Here is an 18209-nt window from a genome sequence, read left to right as displayed (position 1 = left end):
CTGGATGTCGTAGCCAGGCCGCGGGTGCTGCGGCACTCAGCCGGTTCCTGGTCGACGAAGGAGCCGAAGGGCTGCGCAGGGTGAGCCCGCCCGCCTCGGTGGTTGCCGCCATTCCGAGCCCGGCCCAAGGCGTCTGGCACCTCGGGCCGCTGCCGGTGCGGGCCTACGCCCTCTGCATCGTGATGGGCATCATCGTTGCGGTGTGGCTCACCGAACGCCGGTGGAGGCAGCGCGGCGGCCGGCCCGGTGTCGTCCTGGACATCGCGGTCTGGGCGGTCCCTTTTGGAATCATCGGTGGTCGGCTGTACCACGTCGTGACGTCGTGGCAGCCGTACTTCGGCCCCGACGGCCATCCGATCGAGGCACTGTACATCTGGGAGGGCGGCCTGGGCGTCTGGGGTGCCATCGGCCTCGGCGCGCTCGGAGGCTGGATCGGCGCCCGGCGCGCCGGCGTGCCGCTGCCACCGCTGGCCGACGCGGCGGCTCCGGGCATCGCGCTGGCGCAGGGCATCGGTCGCTTGGGAAACTGGTTCAACAACGAGGTGTACGGCGGCCGCACCGACCTGCCCTGGGGCCTGCGGATCCACCAGTGGGACCAGTCCGCCGGCCAGGCCGTCCTCGGCCCGGACGGCCGAGGTCCTGGGGACGTTCCACCGTTACCTCTCAGTGCGCTGTAGTGAGCGTGCGATTGGTAGTTCTACCTTGCGGTGGAACGGTCCCGGTCTGACCGACTGGTGTCGTGCCGGGTTCACGCTTCTTGGCCTCCTGCCCGCGTACGCGGGTCTTGTGGTTGGCTCCACGTGCTGTCACCGGGCCACTCCCGGCGGTTGTTACCTCAGCTGCTGACTCTGCTTCCGCGGCGGTGGCGAGGGCGGCGAGGTTGTGTGCGGCGTTGAGGTCCCGGTCGCGGGTCAGGCCACAGGTGTCACAGTGGTATTCGCGTTCGGTCAGGGCCAGTTTGGTTTTCACTGCGCCGCAGCCCGAGCAGGTCTTCGAGGACGGATACCAGCGGTCAGCCACGACCAGCCGCCCGCCATTCCAGGTGGTCTTATAGGCGAGCTGCCGGCGCAGTTCGGCGAACCCGGCGTCGGCGATATGCCGGGCGAGGCGCCGGTTGGCGAGCATGCCCGACACGTTGAGATCCTCAACCACAACCGTGCCATGCTCCCGTGCGAGTCGGGTGGTGAGTTTGTGCAGGCCGTCGCGGCGCAGGTTCGCTACCCGGGCATGCGCCTGGGCGAGCCGGTCCGCGGCGCGCCGCCACCGGTTTGACGGACGCTGGCCGGTCCTGCGGTCGGGTCCGGCCTTGCGTGACAGCGCCCGGCCGAGTGCCCGCAGCCGGTCCTGCGCGCTGGTGAGGTGGCGTGGGTTCGCCACCAGCTCGCCGGTGGAGAGGACGGCGAGGTGTTTGATGCCGACGTCGACACCCACGGTCGAGCCTGACCGGCACGGTGTCCGGTCAGCGCGTTCGACCTCGACGGTGAACGCTACGTGCCAGCGTCCGCCGTCCCGCCGCACTGTGGCGGACATGATCCGCGCCGTGCCGTTGGTGACGCGGCGGGCGAGTTTCCGGGCGGACTCGTGCAGCTTCAACCGGCCCAGCCGGGGCAGCACCACATGCATGCGATCAGGGTCAATCCGGATGGTGCCGGTGGTGAACCGCACGCTGGGGGTGCTGCGGTGCCGGGACTTGAACCTGGGAAACCCGACCGGCCCACCAGCGCGTCTCCCGTTACGGGAGTCAGCCCAGTTCTTCAACCCACGTGCCAGGGCGTCGAGGCCGGTGCTGAACGCCTCCTTCGAGCATTCGGCCCACCACGGCGCCACCTCGGCCTTCGCCGCGTTCCACACCTTGCGCAGCGCCGGCAACGACCACGACATCGACGGGGTCAACTGCCCGTCCGGGACCCCGTAGCTACGCTCGGCGGTGCGCTGGTCCATGACCGCCTTCACCCTGGCGAGGGCCCAGTTGTGCGCGACCCGCGCCGCCCCGGCATGCGCAAGCACCACCCGCTCCTGCACCGCAGTCAGATCAAGCGCGAACCGATACGCCTGGAACGTCCTCACACCGCGCCACCCAGGCCGTCGGGATACGGGGGAACGGGCAGAGTCCCAGCCGCGTACCGCCGACACGCGGTCACATCAGCGACACCGTCTGCCGCCGCCCGTTCCCTCACATTCACACCGCTGACCATAGGGCGCTCAATGCCGCCAAAGACGACCCGACACACGAGACGCTGCTACCCCCACGTTCCTCTACGAGTTGCTGTGTGACTTCGGCGTGGCCGCTGTGGTGATCTGGGCGGACCGCCGGTTTCGGCTCGGGCACGGCCGCGCCTTCGGGCTGTACGTGGCGCTCTACACGGCAGGCCGGTTGTGGATCGAAGCGCTCCGCGTCGATTCGGCGAATCATATCCTCGGCCTGCGCCTGAACATCTGGACCGCGCTGATCGTGGGCGCGGTGGCCACGGCGGCGACACTCCTGTCGGCGCGGCGGCACCGCGGCCGCGAACAGTCGCTGCTCCGGGCAGGGGCCGCCGAAGCGGACGTCGCCGGTCTGGCGCGGCAGGCGGACGCACCGGACGACGACACCGAGTCGCGCGGCCCCCGGTCTTCTGCCATCGAGGGCGCCGAGGCCGAGTACAACGGCGGCAAGAGCCCCTGACAACGTCGTACGACGTCCCGGAAGCCGGGCGCCTCGGGCCGGCGAACTGCCCGCTCTCGGCGGACGTCCGCTGGGACAGCCGGTGGTTCCCGCAGCCGCGGTGGTGTACGGCGACAGCTGACGGCAGGCACCGTTTCCCCGCAGGGGCCCGATCTCGCGTCCGATCCACCGACTGCGCGTCAGCGGACCTGCGGCCGCGGGCTGGCCTGGCCGCCCACCTCCCGGGAAGCCTCGCCAACGAGCAGGCCGGGGAGCAGAACGCGCCGGGCGTGCGGGGCGGGGTGCACGTCGATCGCGGACAAACGTGCCTGCCGCCGGGTGTATGTCCCCGAATTGGGTCGGCCGTTCGGTCACACTCGACGCCGCCGGGTTTGTACATGCACGTGCGGGTAGCCAGGTCTCGCCGGGCCGGGCTACACCGCCCGCCCCGGTGCCTGTGGTGGCCCAACGACGCGCCGCCACAGCCGGCGGGCAGGGTCCACGGGGTGTTGGAGACCCACCCGCCGGCGCCCAACCCGGAACGGGCGGGTCTGAACGGCCCGGATCCGCGCGGGTCGGCGTGCCACAGGTGACTCCCACCGGGAACCACCGCCTCCCGCAGCACGGCCGTGGCCACGCCGACCCACCGGACCCGAACAGCACGACTCCGGCCAGCAACTCCTGAGTGGGTGGCCCGAGCCTCGGCGGGCCAGCCACTCGTCGTACCGCTTCCGGCTCGAGCGCCTATGTGCAGCGTTGGGTGAACGTGGCCAGGACGGACTTCGCGGAGGGGCTGGTGGCGCGCAGCGTCATCGTGTGTACACCCGCGACGACGGGGACGGGGATGGACACCTCGGTGACGTAGGTGCCGGCGCTGTCGGTGGTGGCTGCGTACGGCGAGCCGTTGACCTCGAAGCGGACCGGGACCGCGGGGCGATCGGTGCTCACCCGGATCTTCGCCTTGATCGGCACGGTGGACCGGACCTGGGTGCAGTAGCCGGCGTAGACGGTGGGGTTCAGCACGAAGTACACGCTGATCACCTTCGGGCCAGCGGTCGAAGGCGACGGGGCCGGAGACGCGGCCGCGGAACTGGGAACGGGGCGCCCCGTCGAAGCGGGCGTCCGGGAGGCCGGCGGCGCAGCGGCGGGCGACGAGGACGCGGATGAGGAAACGGATAGCGTCGGGGAGCCGACGCCGGGCGACAGCGGCGGGGCGGAGACGCGGCGACTCGCGATGCCGTCGGAGGGCGAGGAGCAACCCGCGACCGCCCATACGGAGATGGCCATCGCGGTACCGCCGAGGAGCCGAACGTGTCGTCGCATGGAACGGCAGTCTAGGTGTCCTGCCGATCATGTCGAGCCGAGACGAAATCTGGGCCCGTCGCAGGCCGGCATGATCGGCAGGACAGGCCTAATCGATACCGGATGCGGTGATGCCGGCCTGCGCGGCGGCCGGCAGCCACAGCAGTGCGGTGGTCGCCGCCACGCTGAGCGCGGCGAGCAGCCAGCGACGGGTGCGTCGGGTCATGAGGGTTCCTTCCGTCGGATGATGTGACGGCAGGGATTCGAGTCCCGAGACGGATCGGATTGGTGCCCCCGTTCCCGAAACCGGTGGGCCGTTCGGTCACACTCCCGCGCGGCTGGAGCACGTCGCCGCCGGCGGCTACCTGCCGCTGCGCTGGACCGAGGAGGACCTGGAGATGGACGACGAGGCCGGTGTCGTCGTGCTCGTCGGGGCGGACGTGACTGCGGTGCTCGACGTCGACCTGATGGTCTGACCCGTCTGCAGGACCACGACGGAGGCCAGGACGAGGCCGCCGCCGGCGAGTTGGACCGTGGTCAGCGACTCGCCGAGCACGACGGCGGCCAGGCCCGCTGTGACCACCGGCTCGAACGTCGACAGGATCGCGGCCGTCGACGGGCCGGTCCGGCGCAGGCCGGCGAAGAACGCGAGCACCGCCGTGACGGTGGACACGACCGCGATGCAGGCCAGCCACCACCAGCCCGCCGGCCGGAAGCCCAGGCCGAGGTCACCGGTGAGCAGCGCCCGCACGCCGAAGGTGCCGGCCGCGCCGGTCATCACGAGCGTGGTGAGCAGGACGGGCGGCAGTTCGTCCACGATGGTGTCGGCGACGAGGATGTACACCGTGTAGGTGATCGCGGAGCCGAGGCCCAGCAGTGCGCCGAGGGGCCGGAAACCGCCGCCGGCGGCGCCGAGCAGGACGAGCAGCGTGCCCCCGGACGCCGCCACCAGCGCGGCCGTGCGCCTCGACGTCAGGCGGTCCCTTCCCAGCAGTACCGCGCCGACCGTGACGAACACCGGGTACGTGTACAGGATCAGGGACAGCGGCGCCGCGTCCATCACCTCCAGCGCGGCGAAGTAGAAGCCGGACTGCGCCGCGTAGCCGACCGCGCCGAGGCCGAGGGCGATGAGCACGGCGCGGCGGCGCAGCGCCGTGCCTGTGCGGCGGAGGGTGGGGCGCAGCACCAGCAGTACTGACAGAATCACCGCTGCCATGGTGAAGCGGACCAGCAGTGCCGTGGCCGGGGTGACCCCGGCGGCGTAGGCGAACTTGCCGAAGATGGCCATCGCGCCGAAGCACGCCGCGGAGAGCAGACAGAGTGCGGGTCCCACGGCGTCGAGCATGGGCCACCGGACTCATCGGGTCCAGTGACGATTCGTGGAGCTGATTCGTTAGATTTTGTGCATGGACCTTCGCCGTCTCCGGTTGCTCCGGGAGTTCGAGGAGCGCGGCACGCTGGGCGCGGTCGCCGCAGCGCTCGGCTACAGCCCGTCCGCGGTCTCCCAGCAGCTGACCCTGCTGGAGAAGGAGACCGGCGCGCGGCTGTTCGAGAAGGCCGGCCGGGGCGTGCGGCTCACCGACGCCGGCCGCCTGCTCGCCGGCCACGCCCGCCTGCTGCTCGCCGCGGCCGAGGCGGCGACCGCCGACCTGGCGGCGCTGAGCGGCGAGGTCCGCGGCACGGTCCGCGCGGGCGGCCTGCAGTCCGCGGCCCGCCGCCTGCTCATCCCCGCCGTGGCCCGGATGCAGGCCGAGCACTCGCGGCTGCGCGTGGAGATCTTCGAGCTGGAGCTGGAGCAGTCGCTGCCCGGCCTCCGCCTGGGCACGGTCGACCTGGTGATCGGCGACGAGTACGACGGCCACCCCCGCCCCCGGGCCGAGGGCCTGCGCTTCGAGGTGCTGTACGAGGAGCCGCTCCGGCTGGTCCTGCCGGCCGCCCACCCCCTGGCCGCCCCGGCGACCCCGGTCCCGGTGGCGGCCCTGCGCGCCGACGTCTGGACCGCGTCCGCCGAGGGCACGGGCCACCACGCGATGGTGGTCGGCACGTGCCGCGCGCTCGGCGGCTACGAGCCGGACCTGCGCCACCGCTCCAGCGACGCGGACGTCCAGCTGGAGCTCGTCCGCGCCGCCGGGGCCGTCGCCCTGCTGCCGCCGCTGACCATCCCCCGCGACGACCCGGCGATCGCCGTCCGCCCGATCGCCGAGACGGACCTGCGCCGCCGCCTGTTCACCGTCACCCGCGACGGCCCCCGGACCCCGGCCCTGACCGCCTTCCTGGAGGCGGTAAGAACCGAGGCGTCCCGCCTCTACTGAACCAGGGCCGCCGTCACTGCATCCACTGGACGAGCTGCCAGACGATCCCGTTCGGATCGGCATACTGGCTGTACCGCTCGCCCCACGGTTCGGTCTCCGGCTCCGTGACCACCGTGATGCCCTCGCCGACGAGGCGCTGGTGCTCCGCGTCGAGGTTCTCGACGACGAACGCGATGAGCAGGCCCTGCCCGGCCGGACCCGCGATGTGCTTCGGCTTGAACGTGCCCAGCCCGGTGGCCAGGAAGATGACGTTGACGCCGGCGGTCGGATGGGCCAGCGACACGAAGCCGTCGGCGGACATGGCCTCGGTGAAGCCGAAATGGGTCCGTGCGAACTCGGCGGACGCCGGGACGTCCGGCACGTTGAGCGAGATGGCGGTGGCACTGATCTGCATGCAAAACCCTTCACTAGGCGTCATAACTTTATACATAGTACAGAGTTATTGCCAAACGAGCCGCGAGCTCAGAGGCCCGCTCCGCCGGTGGCGTCGATCACCCGGCCGGTGACCCAGCGGGCGTCGTCGGACACGACGAACGCCACGATGTCGGCGATGTCCTCCGGCTGCCCGACCCGGCCGAGCGCCGCGAGCGACGCCGCGTGGGCCTGGGCCGCCGGGTTGCCGCGCAGCCAGCCGGCGTTGACGTCGGTGTCCACGATGCCGGGCGCCACCGAGTTCACCGTGATGCCGCGGGGGCCGAGCGCCTTGGCCAGGTTCAGCGTCAGCGTGTCCAGCGCGCCCTTGGTGGCGCCGTACGCCAGGATCTCCGGCATCGCCAGGCGCGCCGCCCCGCTGGAGATGTTGACGATCCGCCCGCCGTCACGCAGCCGGCGCACGCCTTCCCGGACGATGAACAGCGGTGCCCGCACGTTGACCGCGAACACCTCGTCGAAGCCCTCCTCGGTGAGGTCCTCCAGGCCCGCGCTGCGGCCGATGCCGGCGTTGTTCACGATGATGTCCACGCCGCCGGCGGGCGCGTGGGCGGTGACCCGTTCGTCGAACGCACCCCACAGTGCGGCGGCGTCCCCGTGTGTGCCGAGCGGCCCCGGTACCGCGAACGCCCGCCCGCCGTCGGCCCGGATCCGCCGCACGACGTCGTCGGCCGCGGCACCGTCCTGCGCGTAGGCCACCGCGACGAGCACGCCGTCGCGCCCGAGCCGCAACGCGATCGCCCGCCCGATACCCCGGCTGCCGCCGGTGACCAGCGCGACCTTGCCCGTGAGCCCGTTCATGATCCACCCCAATTTATTGGTCGGTTGACCAACAAAGCATATTTGTTGGTCGACCGCCCTACAATTGCCGGGTGAGTGAGACCACAGGCGCCGCCCGCGGACGCCCACGGACCTTCGACCGCGCGGCGGCGCTCGCCACCGCGATCCGCCTGTTCTGGGAGCGCGGCTACGAGGCCACCTCCATCGGCGACCTGGCCGAGGCGATGGAGATCCGCTCCGGCAGCCTGTACGCGGCCTTCGGCGACAAGCGGTCGCTGTTCCGCGAGGTCGTCGACGCCTACGGCCGCTCCCCCGAGGGCGCGTTCATCGGCGCGGCGCTCGCCGAGGAGCCGACCGCCTACCGCGCGTTCGCCCGAATCCTGCGCGAGGCCGCGGCCGTCTATCCCGATCCGGCGCACCCGCCGGGCTGCCTCACCATCAGCGCCGCGACGAACGTCAACCCGCGCGACGCCGAGGTGCGGGCGTTCCTGCGGGAGCTGCGCGCCGCGAACCTGGACGCCTTCACCGCCCGGCTCGCCGCCGCTCGCCGCGACGGCGAACTGCCGCCGGACGCCGATCCGCGCGCCCTCGCCGGCTACCTCGCCACGCTGATCCAGGGCCTGTCGCAGCGCGCCCAGGACGGCGCCGACGCAGACGAGCTGCGCGCCGTCGTCGAACTGGCGCTCGCCGCCTGGCCCGGCGGGCCCGCCCGCGAAGCCTGAGCCGGCAACCCAGCGCGCGACCATTCGGTGTGGCCGTCGCCGGCACACCGCCGGACCTTCCAATCCGCCGGCCGACGCCGACGGCTGAGCGCGAGTCGAAACTCGACGCTCGGCCGCCGAGCGGGCTGGTGTCAGTCGTCGATGGACTGATAAAGAGTCGTCCAGAAGTCGTGGATCAGGCGGGCCGAGTCGGGGACCGACATGCCGACCTGGGTGAGCAGGATGCCCGTGAGCCCGTGGTGCGGGTCGGCGTAGGTTGATGTGCCGCTGCCGCCGTCCCAGCCGTACTGGCCCAGCGGGGCGTAGTCGCCGCGGTGGGTGCGGACCGCCATGCCGAAGCCCCAGCCGCCGTGCTGGCCCTGGCCGAACGAGATGTGGACGTTGTTGGTGGCCATGGTGTGGCGGGCCGCCTGCTGCTCGGGCGTGAGGCGGTTGGTGGTCATCAGCTCGACGGCGGGGCGGGACAGGATTCGCTCGCCGTTGTGGACGCCCCCGTTGAGCAGCATCCGGAAGTAGGCGTGGTAGTTGTCGGCGGTGGAGTTCAGGCCTCCGCCGCCGCCCGGGAACGCCGGTGGGCGGCTGTGGCGGCCGTCCTCGGCCGGGTCCCACACGTGGAACTCGCCGGTCTGCGGGTCGGGGGCGTACAGCGGCGGCAGCCGGTCGATGTCGCCGGCCGGCACGTGGAAACCGGTGTCCCGCATACCGAGGGGCTCGAACAGGCGCTCGCGCAGGAACGTCTCGAACGGCTGGCCGGTGACCCGGGCCACGAGCACGCCGAGCAGGTCGCTGGCGATGTGGTACTGCCAGCGCTCCCCCGGCTGGTGCATCAGCGGGAGCGTGCCGAGGCGGCGCATCCACTCGTCCGGCTCCGGCATCGGCGTCGGCAGGTCCGGCGTGAGGCCCTGCTCGAAGACCGCGTTCATGATCGGGGTGCCGAGCGACGTCAGGTCCATGCCGAGGCCGAACGTCGAGGTCAGCACGTCCCGCACGATGATCGGCCGGCGCGCCGGCACCGTGTCGTCGAGCGGGGCGTCGATCCGGGTCAGCACCCGCCGGTCGGCGAGTTCGGGCAGCCACGTCTCGACCGGGTCGTCCAGCCGCAGCCGGCACTCGTCGAGCAGGATCATCGCCGCCGCGACCGTGACCGGCTTCGACGTCGACGCCATCCGGAAGATCGTGTCCCGCCGCATCGGTGGGCCGCCGTCGTGGCTCATGGTCCCGAGCGCCTCGACGTGCGTCTCACCGCCCCGGCCGACCAGGGCGACCAGGCCGGGAATCTTCCCCGACTCGACGTGCCGGGCCAGCGCGCCACGGAGCTTGCGCAGTCCGGCCTCCGAGAAGCCGCCGTTGTTCTGTCCCATGGTGAAACTCCTTCTGTCGGAAGCGGCGAGTCAGAGGCTGCGGGCGGTGATGTCGCCGTACGAGGTGGTGGCGCGGATGTCGAGGTCGGGGCTGCCGGTGTTCTTCAGCGCGTTGCTGACGCGGCCGTGGCCGGTGCCCGCGTCCAGCGCCGCCGAGACGCCGGCGGCGGCGGTGACCGAGATGTTGCCGGACTGGGTGGTGAGAACGACCGCGCCGCGGACGGCTTCGGCGATGCGGATGTCGCCGCGGGCGGTGCTGATCTGGGCCGGGCCGGTGAGGCGGCCGATCTCGACGTCGCCGTCGATCGCGGTCAGGCGCACGGCGGCGGCTTCATCGAGTTTGATCTGCCGGTAGGCGCCGTCGAAGGTGACGTCGCCGAGGCGGCCGACGCCGCGCAGTTCGGTGCTGGCGGCCTTGACCTCGACGCGGGAGCCGGCGGGCAGCTGGACGGTGACGTCCAGCGAACCCGAGGGGCCGAACAGTTGGCTGCGGGGCTCGGGGGCCTGGATGCGCAGGACCCCGTCGGTGTAGGCGACGGAGGCCTGTTCGGCGGCCTGCACGTCGCGGGCCTTGCCGGGGTTGGTGGGGCGGACCTCGACGGTGGTGTCGGCGCGGTCGGCGGCGATGAACTGCACCCGGCCGGCGGGGATGTCCAGGACAGCCGCGATGGGGGCGGGGGTGGCGTACTGCTGCATGGTGTGCTCCGGTCCTCGATGCGGTGTTTCTGATGTGCGAAACGCTACGTTGCGTTCGAGATTCCGGCAACACAAACATTGCACAGATACAGCATCACAGCAGCTCAAGAGCTAGAAATTGTTGCAATAGATCTGGAGATAACGCAACGCAACCCCAATGACGTTGCAATGGGTCAGAGTGAACGCCACGGCCGGTTGACTCTCCCCGCGTGGGAGACATGACGATGGCCCGGTGTTGTTGAGCATCGGGGAAGTTGCCGAGCGGACCGGCTTGTCGGTCAAGCTCGTCCGGCACTGGTCGGACATCGGAGTCGTGCCCGCCTCCGGGCGGAGTGCGGGTGGGTACCGGCGGTTCGACGAGGCGGCCGTCGGGCGGCTCGAGCTGGCGCGGAGCCTGCGGGAGCTCGGGCTCGGGATGTCCGCCATCCGGGCGCTGCTCGACGGGGAACGCAGCGTCGCCGAGGTCGCCGCGCTGCACGCCGACGCGGTGGCGGCGCAGATTCGGGCGCTGCGGGTGCAGTGGGCCGTACTGCGGGCCGTTGCGCGGCGCGGGGCGACGGCCGAGGAGCTCGCCGCCGTGAGCAACCTTGCCCGGCTGTCCGCGGAGCAGCGGCACGCGATCGTGCAGGAGTTCCTCGCGAGCACCGTCGGGGACATCGACGCCAGCGGATACCGGGACGGGCTGCTCGCCGTCACGCCCGAACTGCCCGACGAACCCAGCGACGAGCAGATCGACGCCTGGATCGAGCTCGCCGAGCTCGTCCGGGATCCGCTCCTGCGGCACGCCGTCCGGGGCATGGCCGAGTACGCCGCCGCGCACGCGCCCGCGACCTACGACGAGCACGACGTGGAGACCGTCGAGGCATTGACCGACCTCTGGGTGGGGAAGGTCGCCGCCGCCATCGACAGCGGTATTCCCGCGGACTCGCCGGCGGCCGACCCGGTCGTCGCCGAAGTGGTCGAGGCGTGGCTGCCCCTGCAACCCGACATTGATGCGGACGAGAATCCGCGGCAGCGGCTGCTCGAACAGCTGGAGATGGCCGCCGATGCGCGGGCCGAGCGGTACTGGCAGCTGCTGTGCATCATCAACGGACAGCCGGTGCGGGCGAGCATCGCGCGGGAGGGACAGTGGCTGATGACCGCCCTGCGGGCCAACCCGACGCCCGGCGCCCTGGCGGACAGCATCGCCAACGCGGCCCAGGAGGCCGGCACCGACGTCCTGGCGGCCTACGAGCGGGTGGTGGCCGAGGTGGACGCGATCGTGGCCGCCGTCACCCGGGAACAGTTCACGGACCCCACGCCCTGCGCCGCATGGACGGTCGCGGAACTGCTGAACCACCTCGTCTACGAGAACCTCATGTGGACCAGCCTCGCGGAGAGCAACCCCCGCAGCGACTTCACCGCGGACCACCTCGGTGGCGACCACGTGGGCGCGTTTCGCGAGGCGGCGACCAAGGCCTTCATCGCGTTCCGCCGGCCCGGCATGCTGACCCAGGAGTACGGGCCGGCCAGAGGGTGGCGGATCGTCGAGCAGCTCACCATCGAGCTGCTCGTCCACGGCTGGGACCTCGCCGCCGCGACCGGCCAGGACACCGACCTCGCCCCCGGCGTCGCGACCGCACTGCTCGGCACGGTCCAGGAGATCTACCGCGACCTGCCCCGCACCCAGGGCGGCTCCTTCGGCCCCCTCCAGCCGGTCCCCGCCGGGGCGACGGCCGCCGACCGGCTCGCCGCGTTCCTGGGCCGGGCCTTCCCCAACAGTTCCTGATGCGGGAAGGCCCGGAAACAACCTACGGAATGTACTTGTCCACGTAGTCGTAGCTGCCGTCAGCGTTGCCCAGCAGGAGCGGTACGAAGTTCATGTCGCCGGTGACGGCCACGTCGGTGCGGCCGTCGTTGTTGAAGTCGCCGGCGATCACCGTGGTGTACGGGGCGAAGCCGAGCAGGCTCGCGAGAGCGAGCAGCGACGGCCCGCACTGGTAGTGCGCCTGGAACCGGTGTTTCCGTACATGAATGCCGGTCACGGTCGACCGGGCCCCGGCGACGCAGTAGTCGTCGTCGCCGAAGGCGGTGTGGGTGCTGAATGCGGCCAGGTCGGCCGTGCCGTCGTTGTTGTAGTCGCCGGCCACTGTCTGCACCGTCCGGGGCTGGCCGAGCGGCGCCGCTGCGTCGCGGGCGCGCTGGGCGAACCAGGCGTTCGCGTCGTCGCGGACGGTGAAGCCCATCGGGACGTACTGGTTCATCGCGCCGCTGTTGCTGTACGCGACGGGGATCGTCGACCAGCCGTCCCCGCCGACCAGCGCGATGTCGTCCTTGCCGTCGCCGTTGTAGTCGGCCGCGAGCGGCGTGACGTGCGGGTGATGGACGGGGCTCGCCCAGGTCAGGAACTGCGGGCAGCCGTCGGTCCGCGGCGCCGGCACGGCGCAGTTGGTGTCACCGGCCGCCTGCGGCTGGTGAGTCTGAATGGTGAACGTGCCGTCGCCGTTGGAGTGCGCGACCGGGATCGAGGTCCAGGTCGGCGTGCCGAGCAGCGCGATGTCGTCGCCGCCGACGCCGTCGAAGTTGCCCACGACCGCCCGGGTCCCCGGTTCCGCGGCCCACGCGGCGAACGACCCCGCGATCGGCAGGTTGGTGATGTGTGTTCCCCACTCGATGTACCCGTCGGCCCGCCCGGGCGAGAACGCCACCGGCAGGGTGCCCCAGCCGGCGCCGCCGACGAGGGCGATGTCGTCCTTGCCGTCGTTGTCGAAGTCGCCGATGGCCTTCTTGACGTTCGGCGCGGTGCCCGGCGCCCGCCACGGGTCGGTGGACCAGTACATGAACTGCGCGAACGGGCCGAAGTACGGGTGCGCCGGGTCGATGCTGCCCGTCGCGAGATGCTCGGCGACGCTGAACGAGCCGTCCCCGTTGGAGAACGCGACCGGCAGGCACTGAAGGCCGGAACAGGTGACGCCGAGCGCCGCCAGGTCGTCGCGCCCGTCGCCGTCGAAGTCGGCCCGGACGACCTCGTCGGCCCGGGTGGCGTAGCCCTGCCACGCACTGCCCCGGGAGTCCAGTTCGCCGCCGTCGCCGGTGCGCCGGGCGAAGATGCTGCCGAACGTCCGCTCGCACGAGTCGCCGTTCGGGTTCTGGCGCCAGCGGCTCATGACCGCTCTGGCCTGTGCGAGGTCGGCGTCGGTGAACGCCTTGTTCTGCCAGGCCCGGTCGAAGATCGCGTCCATCTCCTTCTGGAGGGCGAAGCAGTGGAGGGTGAACGAGTCGTTGCGGACCTCGACCACCCTGGCCTGTGCCGGTGACGTGAGGACGACGGTCGCGGCGACGACGGTCGCCAGCGCGGCCGACATGCGAAGCATTCTCATCGACGGACCCCGATCGCCTCGAGGTACGCGCCCGGCGCGAGGAGCGTGCCGTCGACGGCCTGGTTGAACGGCTGGGGTACCGCGGTCAGGTCGGCGGTGAGCCGGGCGCGGGTGTCCTCGTCGAGGCTCGCCGACAGCCGGGTGATCGGGCCGTAATGCTGCTGGAACCACTCGGCGAAGTGCGCCGCGGAGTGGTAGCAGAACTCGAACGTCCGCGGGCGCAGCGACGTCCACTCGACGGCGTCGCCGAACAGTTCGGCGAGCCGCTCCTGAGCGCCCCACAGCATGGGTGAGCGCACGCCGGCCGGCGGCGGCGCGTACGTGGCGATGGTCCGGAACAGCGACCCCACGAGCGAGTCCGGCGTCCAGCTCGCCAGGGCGATCCGGCCGCCGGGGCGGGTGACGCGGACGAGCTCGGCGGCCGCCTGGGCCTGGTCCGGGGCGAACATGACGCCCACGGTGCTCAGGACCGAGTCGAACGACGCGTCCGGGAAGGGCAGCCGCTCGGCGTCGCCCTCGACGAAGGTGACCGGCAGGTGCTCGGCCTGGGCCCGCTCGCGGCCCTGGGCGAGCAGGTTGGTGGCGTAGTCCACGCCGGTCGCGGCGGCGAACCGCCGGGCGGCGGCCAGCGCGGCGTTGCCCTGTCCACATGCGACGTCGAGCACCTGCTGGCCGGCCCGCACACCGGCGGCCACGACCAGCCGCTCGGCCATGATCTGCAGGGTGTTGCCGACCCGGGGGTAGTCGCCGGACTCCCAGCCGATGCGCTGGCGTTCCTTGAGGGCTTCGAAGTTCACGGTGTCTGTTGAAGTCATGCCGTCCGTTGTACGGACGGGCCGTGGCCGCCCGCATCGCTCAGCGCGGCCATTGCGGTGCACGCCGGCGCATGGCCCGTTCCGGCCATGCCGCCTATGCGATGTGGTGGCGGGTGGCGTACGCGACGGCCGCCGCGCGCGAGGGCTGGCCCAGCTTGGTGCGGATGTTGGCGACGTGCCGGTGCACCGTGTGCGGGCTGAGCACCAGCCGGTCGGCGATCTCCCGGTCGTTGAGCCCGGCGGCGACGAGCCGCAGCACCTCACGTTCCCGGGCGGTCAGCGGCTCCACCGCGCCGGTGCCGGTGTCGCCGGCTGCTGGAAGGCGGTCCAGCCAGCGCCGGCCGGCACCGATCCGGGTGTACAGCTCCGCAGCGCGCCGACCCGCTGACTCAACCTCGGCGGCGGCGGGGCAACCGCTCCAGTCCCGCAGCGCCAGCGCCTGCTGCCAGGGCAGGCGGGCAGCGCCGAAGGTCTGCACGGCCTCGGCGTATGCGGACCCGGCCAGTGCGGCGTCGCCCCGCGCGGCGGCCACGGCGGCGCGGGCCAGGGCCACGTGCCCGGCCCGCCCGCGCCAGTCCTCCCCCGCCGCGACGATCGCCTCGCAGGCGGCCAGGTGCAGGGCGGCCTCATCCGGTTCGCCGGAAAGGGCCAGGATGCGGGCGAGCTCGGCCCGCACCATCAGCTGCGCCGGCACCTGAGGCCCGTCGAGACTCCAGGCGAGCGCCCGGCGGAGGCTCGCGTCGGCGTCGGCGTCGCGGCCGAGCAGGTGCTCCACGTGCGCCGTCCAGGTCGCGTTGAGTGTCGCGTCGAGCAGGTCACCGGCCGCCGAGTCGGCCTCCAGGGCGGCCGCCCACGACCGCAGCGCCGCCTCCCAGTCGCCGTCCCACAGCAGCAGGAACCGCCGCACCACCGCGTCGGCGCCGAGCAGCGCGGCCGCGTCGCGGGCGGCTGCCGGGTCGCCGCCCAGCCCCCAGGCGAGGGCCCGCAGGTCGAGCAGGTCGGCGCGCTGGCGCACGAACGGATCGAGCTGCCGCAGGGCCAGCGCACGCTCGCACCACTGCTCGACCACCCCCGGGTCGGGCACGAACGCGGCGTGATGGAACGCCAGGATCCGGGCCGCGCCCCAGGCCAGATGCGGGTCGCCGAGGTCCACCCCCTCCTGCCAGGCCGCCTCCTGCAGCCGGCGGGCCGCGGCCAGCTCACCGCGGTAGAAGCGGAAGTAACCCTCGGCGGACCGGCTCCAGGCACGCAGGTCCCGGCGTCCCGCCCGGGTCGCGATCCGCCCGGCGCGCTCGGCGGCCTCGCCGAGCTGTGCGGTGCGCAGCCCGAACAGGCAGGCGCTGGCGATGCCGTTGTGGACGTGCCAGGCTGCGATGCCGCTGGGCCGGCGGGACTCGGCGGCGGACAGGCACTCCAGGGCGCGGGGAATGTCCATGACCGCCGGGTGGGTGGTCAGGGCCACGCCGAGCCGGCCCAGCACCCGCCCGACGGACCGCTCGTCGCCGAGGCGGCGGTAGTCGGCCAGCGCGCCCTCGAAGTGGCCGACCGCGCGGTGCAGGTCCGTGCTGGCGACCCAGCGCAGCGCGCCGGCCAGCTCCGCGATGCCGGCCCGGCGCCCGGTCGGTGCGCCGGTGTCGTCGAGGCGGGCGAGCGCGGCCTCGGCGTGGGTGGCCGCCTCCTCCCAGGCGTACAGGTCCCGGGCCGCCTCGGCCGCGCGGATGCTGCAGTCCACGGCCTCGGCGCGGTCGGCGAACGGACCGGCGGCGCGCAGGTGCACCGCCGCGGCGGACAGGCGGGCGGCCGGCGGCCCGTCGCCCGCCTGCAGCGCCCGCGCGACGCGCAGGTGCAGGCGCTGCCGGCGGATCGTCGGGATCTCGTCGTAGACGGCGTCGCGGACCAGGGCGTGCGGGAACATGTACGCCGCCGACCAGGACCCGCCCACCTCGACCAGCAGGCCGGTGCGTACCGCCTCGTCGAGCGCGTCCAGCAGCGCGTCCCCGTCGGTCTGCATGGCCGCCTCCAGCAGCGGGAACTCCACCTCGCCGCCGACGACGGCCGCGCACGCGAGCAGCTGGCGGGTCTCCTCGCGCAGGTCCGCGACCCGGTGGCGCAGCACGTCGCGCACGCCGGTCGGCACCTCCGGGCGGAACTCGGCGAGTCCCGCGCCGTCGCCCAGGTACCGCATCATCTCGGTCGCGAAGAACGGGTTGCCGCCGGTGTGCTGCCACAGTGCGCGGACGACCGGCCCGGGCGGCTCGGCCCCGGTGGTCGCGGTGAGCAGCGCCGCGACCTCGGCCTCGTCGAACCGCTCCAGCGGGATCCGGTCACAGCCACCCTGACGTTCGACCGCGACCAGCAGGTCCCGCAGCGGCGGATGGCGGCTGCCCGGCGGGTCCCGGTAGGTCAGCACCAGCTGTACCCGCCCGGGCAACGCGCGGATCAGATGCTGCAGCAGCATCGAGCCGGCCGGGTCGCAGCGCTCCAGGTCCTCCACCACCAGCAGCACCGGAGCCGTCGCCGCCAGGTCCGCCAGCACCCACACGACCGCCTCGAACAACGCGAAGACGCTGGTGGCGCCCGGCGCGACCGGCGCCGGGTCGTCGCCGCCGAGCAGCCTGGTCAGGTACGCCCGCTGCGCACCGGGCCCGGCCGCCACGGCGGCGGTGGCCGCCCGGCTGGTGCGCAGCGCCTCGACGATCGGCTGGTAGGCCACCAGCGAGGTCTGGTCGCAGCGGCCGACGAGCAGGTGGACCCGCGGCGCCACCTGGCCGGCGAACTGTGCGACCAGCCGGGTCTTGCCGACGCCGGCCTCCCCGGAGACCAGCACGACCCGGCGCCGGCCGGCGCTGACGTCCGCCCACGCTTCGCGCAGCAGGGCCAGGTCGCCGCTGCGGGCCACGAACGGGGTGCGCTGCACCAGATCCAGCAACGCCGACGGGATCTCAACCGGAGCCGGCGCCACCGGCGGCGCAGGTGTCAGCGCCGGGTCCTGCCGCAGGATCGCCAGCTCCAGGTCACGCAGCGCCGGGCCCGGCGCCACGCCCAGTTCGTCGTCCAGCCGCCGCCGCAGGTCGCGGAACACCTCGAGCGCCTCCGCCTGCCGACCGGACCGGTACAGGGCGCGCATGAGCAGACCACTGAGGTGTTCGCGGTACGGGTACGTGCTGACCAGCTGTTCCAGCTCCCCGACGACGGAGGCGGGCTCGCCGCAGGCCAGGTCGGCCTCGACCCGGCCCTCCAGCGCGGTCAGCCGCAGCTGCTCCAGCCTGGCGGCCTCGGCGTCGGCGGACGCCGGACGGTCGGTGCCGGCCAGCAACGGACCGCGCCACAGCGCCAGCGCCGCCCGCAGCAGCCGGGCCGCGTCGGCGGCACGCCGCTCACCCAGCGCCGCCCGGCCCTCGCCGACCAGCCGCTCGAACCGGACCAGGTCGACCTGGTCGGGATCCGGGCACAACGCATAACCCCGCGGCCGGGTCTGCAGCGCCTCGGCCGCCCCGGCCCGGGTCAGCGCCCGCCGCAGGTCGGCGACGTGCGAGCGCAGCGTGGCCCGCGCGGTCGAGCCGGCCCGGCCGTCCCACAGCGCGTCGATGAGCTCGTCGGCCGTGACGGTCTCGCCCGCGCGCAGCAGCAGGACACCCAGCAGCGCCCGGACCTTGGGCCCGCCGACGTGGACCGGCTGGTCGTCCCGCACGACCTCGACCGGGCCCAGGATGCGGAAGTCGGGCGCCATGGCACGCATTGTCGCACCGGGATCCCCACAGAATTTGCACGCCGCGGTACCAGACTGGG

The 18209-nt window shown here is 72.9% G+C and carries 13 protein-coding genes and 2 pseudogenes; 5 read left to right on the top strand and 10 right to left on the bottom strand.

Annotated features, from left to right (window positions below; translation table 11 throughout):
• Positions 1 to 80 precede the first annotated feature (80 nt).
• Positions 81 to 617: pseudogene (locus ABZS66_RS20890) on the top strand (prolipoprotein diacylglyceryl transferase family protein); the annotation flags it as partial.
• A gap of 46 nt (positions 618 to 663) precedes the next feature.
• Here the strand turns inward: ABZS66_RS20890 and tnpB are convergent.
• Positions 664 to 2067, bottom strand: a complete 1404-nt coding sequence (tnpB, locus tag ABZS66_RS20885) for an IS607 family element RNA-guided endonuclease TnpB (protein WP_354759990.1) — start codon at positions 2065 to 2067, stop codon at positions 664 to 666.
• A 184-nt stretch (positions 2068 to 2251) separates the two neighbouring features.
• On the opposite strand from tnpB, the pseudogene ABZS66_RS20880 reads away from it, so the two are divergent.
• A pseudogene (locus tag ABZS66_RS20880) lies at positions 2252 to 2665 on the top strand (prolipoprotein diacylglyceryl transferase family protein); the annotation flags it as partial.
• Between the two features lie 723 nt (positions 2666 to 3388).
• Here ABZS66_RS20880 and ABZS66_RS20875 read toward each other — a convergent pair.
• On the bottom strand, positions 3389 to 3676 hold the full coding sequence (locus ABZS66_RS20875) for a hypothetical protein (protein ID WP_354759988.1): 288 nt from the start codon (positions 3674 to 3676) through the stop codon (positions 3389 to 3391).
• Positions 3677 to 4307: 631 nt separating this feature from the next.
• Complete coding sequence (locus ABZS66_RS20870) at positions 4308 to 5279, bottom strand: DMT family transporter (RefSeq protein WP_354759986.1); 972 nt, start codon at positions 5277 to 5279, stop codon at positions 4308 to 4310.
• A 73-nt stretch (positions 5280 to 5352) separates the two neighbouring features.
• Between ABZS66_RS20870 and ABZS66_RS20865 the strand changes: the two genes are divergently transcribed.
• A complete protein-coding gene (locus tag ABZS66_RS20865; RefSeq protein ID WP_354759984.1) occupies positions 5353 to 6258 on the top strand; it encodes a LysR family transcriptional regulator in 906 nt (301 codons plus the stop codon).
• 13 nt (positions 6259 to 6271) lie between these two features.
• Here ABZS66_RS20865 and ABZS66_RS20860 read toward each other — a convergent pair whose 3' ends face one another.
• Together ABZS66_RS20860 and ABZS66_RS20855 are read right to left on the bottom strand one after the other, a co-directional pair.
• Positions 6272 to 6652: a VOC family protein gene (locus ABZS66_RS20860; protein WP_354759982.1), complete on the bottom strand. Its 381-nt coding sequence runs from the start codon at positions 6650 to 6652 to the stop codon at positions 6272 to 6274.
• Positions 6653 to 6720: 68 nt separating this feature from the next.
• A complete protein-coding gene (locus ABZS66_RS20855) occupies positions 6721 to 7488 on the bottom strand; it encodes an SDR family oxidoreductase (protein WP_354759980.1) in 768 nt (255 codons plus the stop codon).
• A 71-nt stretch (positions 7489 to 7559) separates the two neighbouring features.
• Between ABZS66_RS20855 and ABZS66_RS20850 the strand changes: the two genes are divergently transcribed.
• Positions 7560 to 8189, top strand: a complete 630-nt coding sequence (locus ABZS66_RS20850) for a TetR/AcrR family transcriptional regulator (RefSeq protein ID WP_354759978.1) — start codon at positions 7560 to 7562, stop codon at positions 8187 to 8189.
• Positions 8190 to 8320: 131 nt separating this feature from the next.
• Here ABZS66_RS20850 and ABZS66_RS20845 read toward each other — a convergent pair whose 3' ends face one another.
• Together ABZS66_RS20845 and ABZS66_RS20840 are read right to left on the bottom strand one after the other, a co-directional pair.
• Positions 8321 to 9550, bottom strand: a complete 1230-nt coding sequence (locus tag ABZS66_RS20845) for a serine hydrolase domain-containing protein (protein WP_354759976.1) — start codon at positions 9548 to 9550, stop codon at positions 8321 to 8323.
• Positions 9551 to 9580: 30 nt separating this feature from the next.
• Complete coding sequence (locus ABZS66_RS20840; protein WP_354759974.1) at positions 9581 to 10246, bottom strand: DUF4097 family beta strand repeat-containing protein; 666 nt, start codon at positions 10244 to 10246, stop codon at positions 9581 to 9583.
• Positions 10247 to 10478: 232 nt separating this feature from the next.
• Between ABZS66_RS20840 and ABZS66_RS20835 the strand changes: the two genes are divergently transcribed.
• Positions 10479 to 12014 carry a TIGR03086 family metal-binding protein gene (locus ABZS66_RS20835; RefSeq protein ID WP_354759972.1) on the top strand — a complete coding sequence of 512 codons (1536 nt, stop codon included), beginning with the start codon at positions 10479 to 10481 and terminating at the stop codon, positions 12012 to 12014.
• 22 nt (positions 12015 to 12036) lie between these two features.
• Here the strand turns inward: ABZS66_RS20835 and ABZS66_RS20830 are convergent, their stop codons facing one another.
• From ABZS66_RS20830 to ABZS66_RS20820, 3 genes are all read right to left on the bottom strand, one after another.
• A complete protein-coding gene (locus ABZS66_RS20830) occupies positions 12037 to 13590 on the bottom strand; it encodes a hypothetical protein (RefSeq protein ID WP_354759970.1) in 1554 nt (517 codons plus the stop codon).
• Positions 13591 to 13601: 11 nt separating this feature from the next.
• A complete protein-coding gene (locus ABZS66_RS20825; RefSeq protein ID WP_354759968.1) occupies positions 13602 to 14420 on the bottom strand; it encodes a class I SAM-dependent methyltransferase in 819 nt (272 codons plus the stop codon).
• A gap of 94 nt (positions 14421 to 14514) precedes the next feature.
• Positions 14515 to 18150 (bottom strand): BTAD domain-containing putative transcriptional regulator, encoded by a 3636-nt coding sequence (locus ABZS66_RS20820; RefSeq protein ID WP_354759966.1) that lies wholly within the window; start codon positions 18148 to 18150, stop codon positions 14515 to 14517.
• Positions 18151 to 18209 lie beyond the last annotated feature (59 nt).

The sequence above is a fragment of the Dactylosporangium sp. NPDC005572 genome (assembly GCF_040605515.1).
Classification (GTDB): domain Bacteria; phylum Actinomycetota; class Actinomycetes; order Mycobacteriales; family Micromonosporaceae; genus Dactylosporangium.
The sequence above is the reverse complement of the archived record's forward strand: the minus strand, read 5'-3'. Positions and strand labels throughout refer to the sequence as shown.

Bases quoted from the DNA above. Each gene is read 5' to 3' on its own strand.
- ABZS66_RS20855 (WP_354759980.1), bottom strand. From the start codon at position 7,488: ATGAACGGGCTCACGGGCAAGGTCGCGCTGGTCACCGGCGGCAGCCGG.
- ABZS66_RS20840 (WP_354759974.1), bottom strand. From the start codon at position 10,246: ATGCAGCAGTACGCCACCCCCGCCCCCATCGCGGCTGTCCTGGACATC.
- ABZS66_RS20865 (WP_354759984.1), top strand. From the start codon at position 5,353: ATGGACCTTCGCCGTCTCCGGTTGCTCCGGGAGTTCGAGGAGCGCGGC.
- ABZS66_RS20825 (WP_354759968.1), bottom strand. From the start codon at position 14,420: ATGACTTCAACAGACACCGTGAACTTCGAAGCCCTCAAGGAACGCCAG.
- ABZS66_RS20830 (WP_354759970.1), bottom strand. From the start codon at position 13,590: ATGTCGGCCGCGCTGGCGACCGTCGTCGCCGCGACCGTCGTCCTCACG.
- ABZS66_RS20845 (WP_354759976.1), bottom strand. From the start codon at position 9,550: ATGGGACAGAACAACGGCGGCTTCTCGGAGGCCGGACTGCGCAAGCTC.
- ABZS66_RS20860 (WP_354759982.1), bottom strand. From the start codon at position 6,652: ATGCAGATCAGTGCCACCGCCATCTCGCTCAACGTGCCGGACGTCCCG.
- ABZS66_RS20820 (WP_354759966.1), bottom strand. From the start codon at position 18,150: ATGGCGCCCGACTTCCGCATCCTGGGCCCGGTCGAGGTCGTGCGGGAC.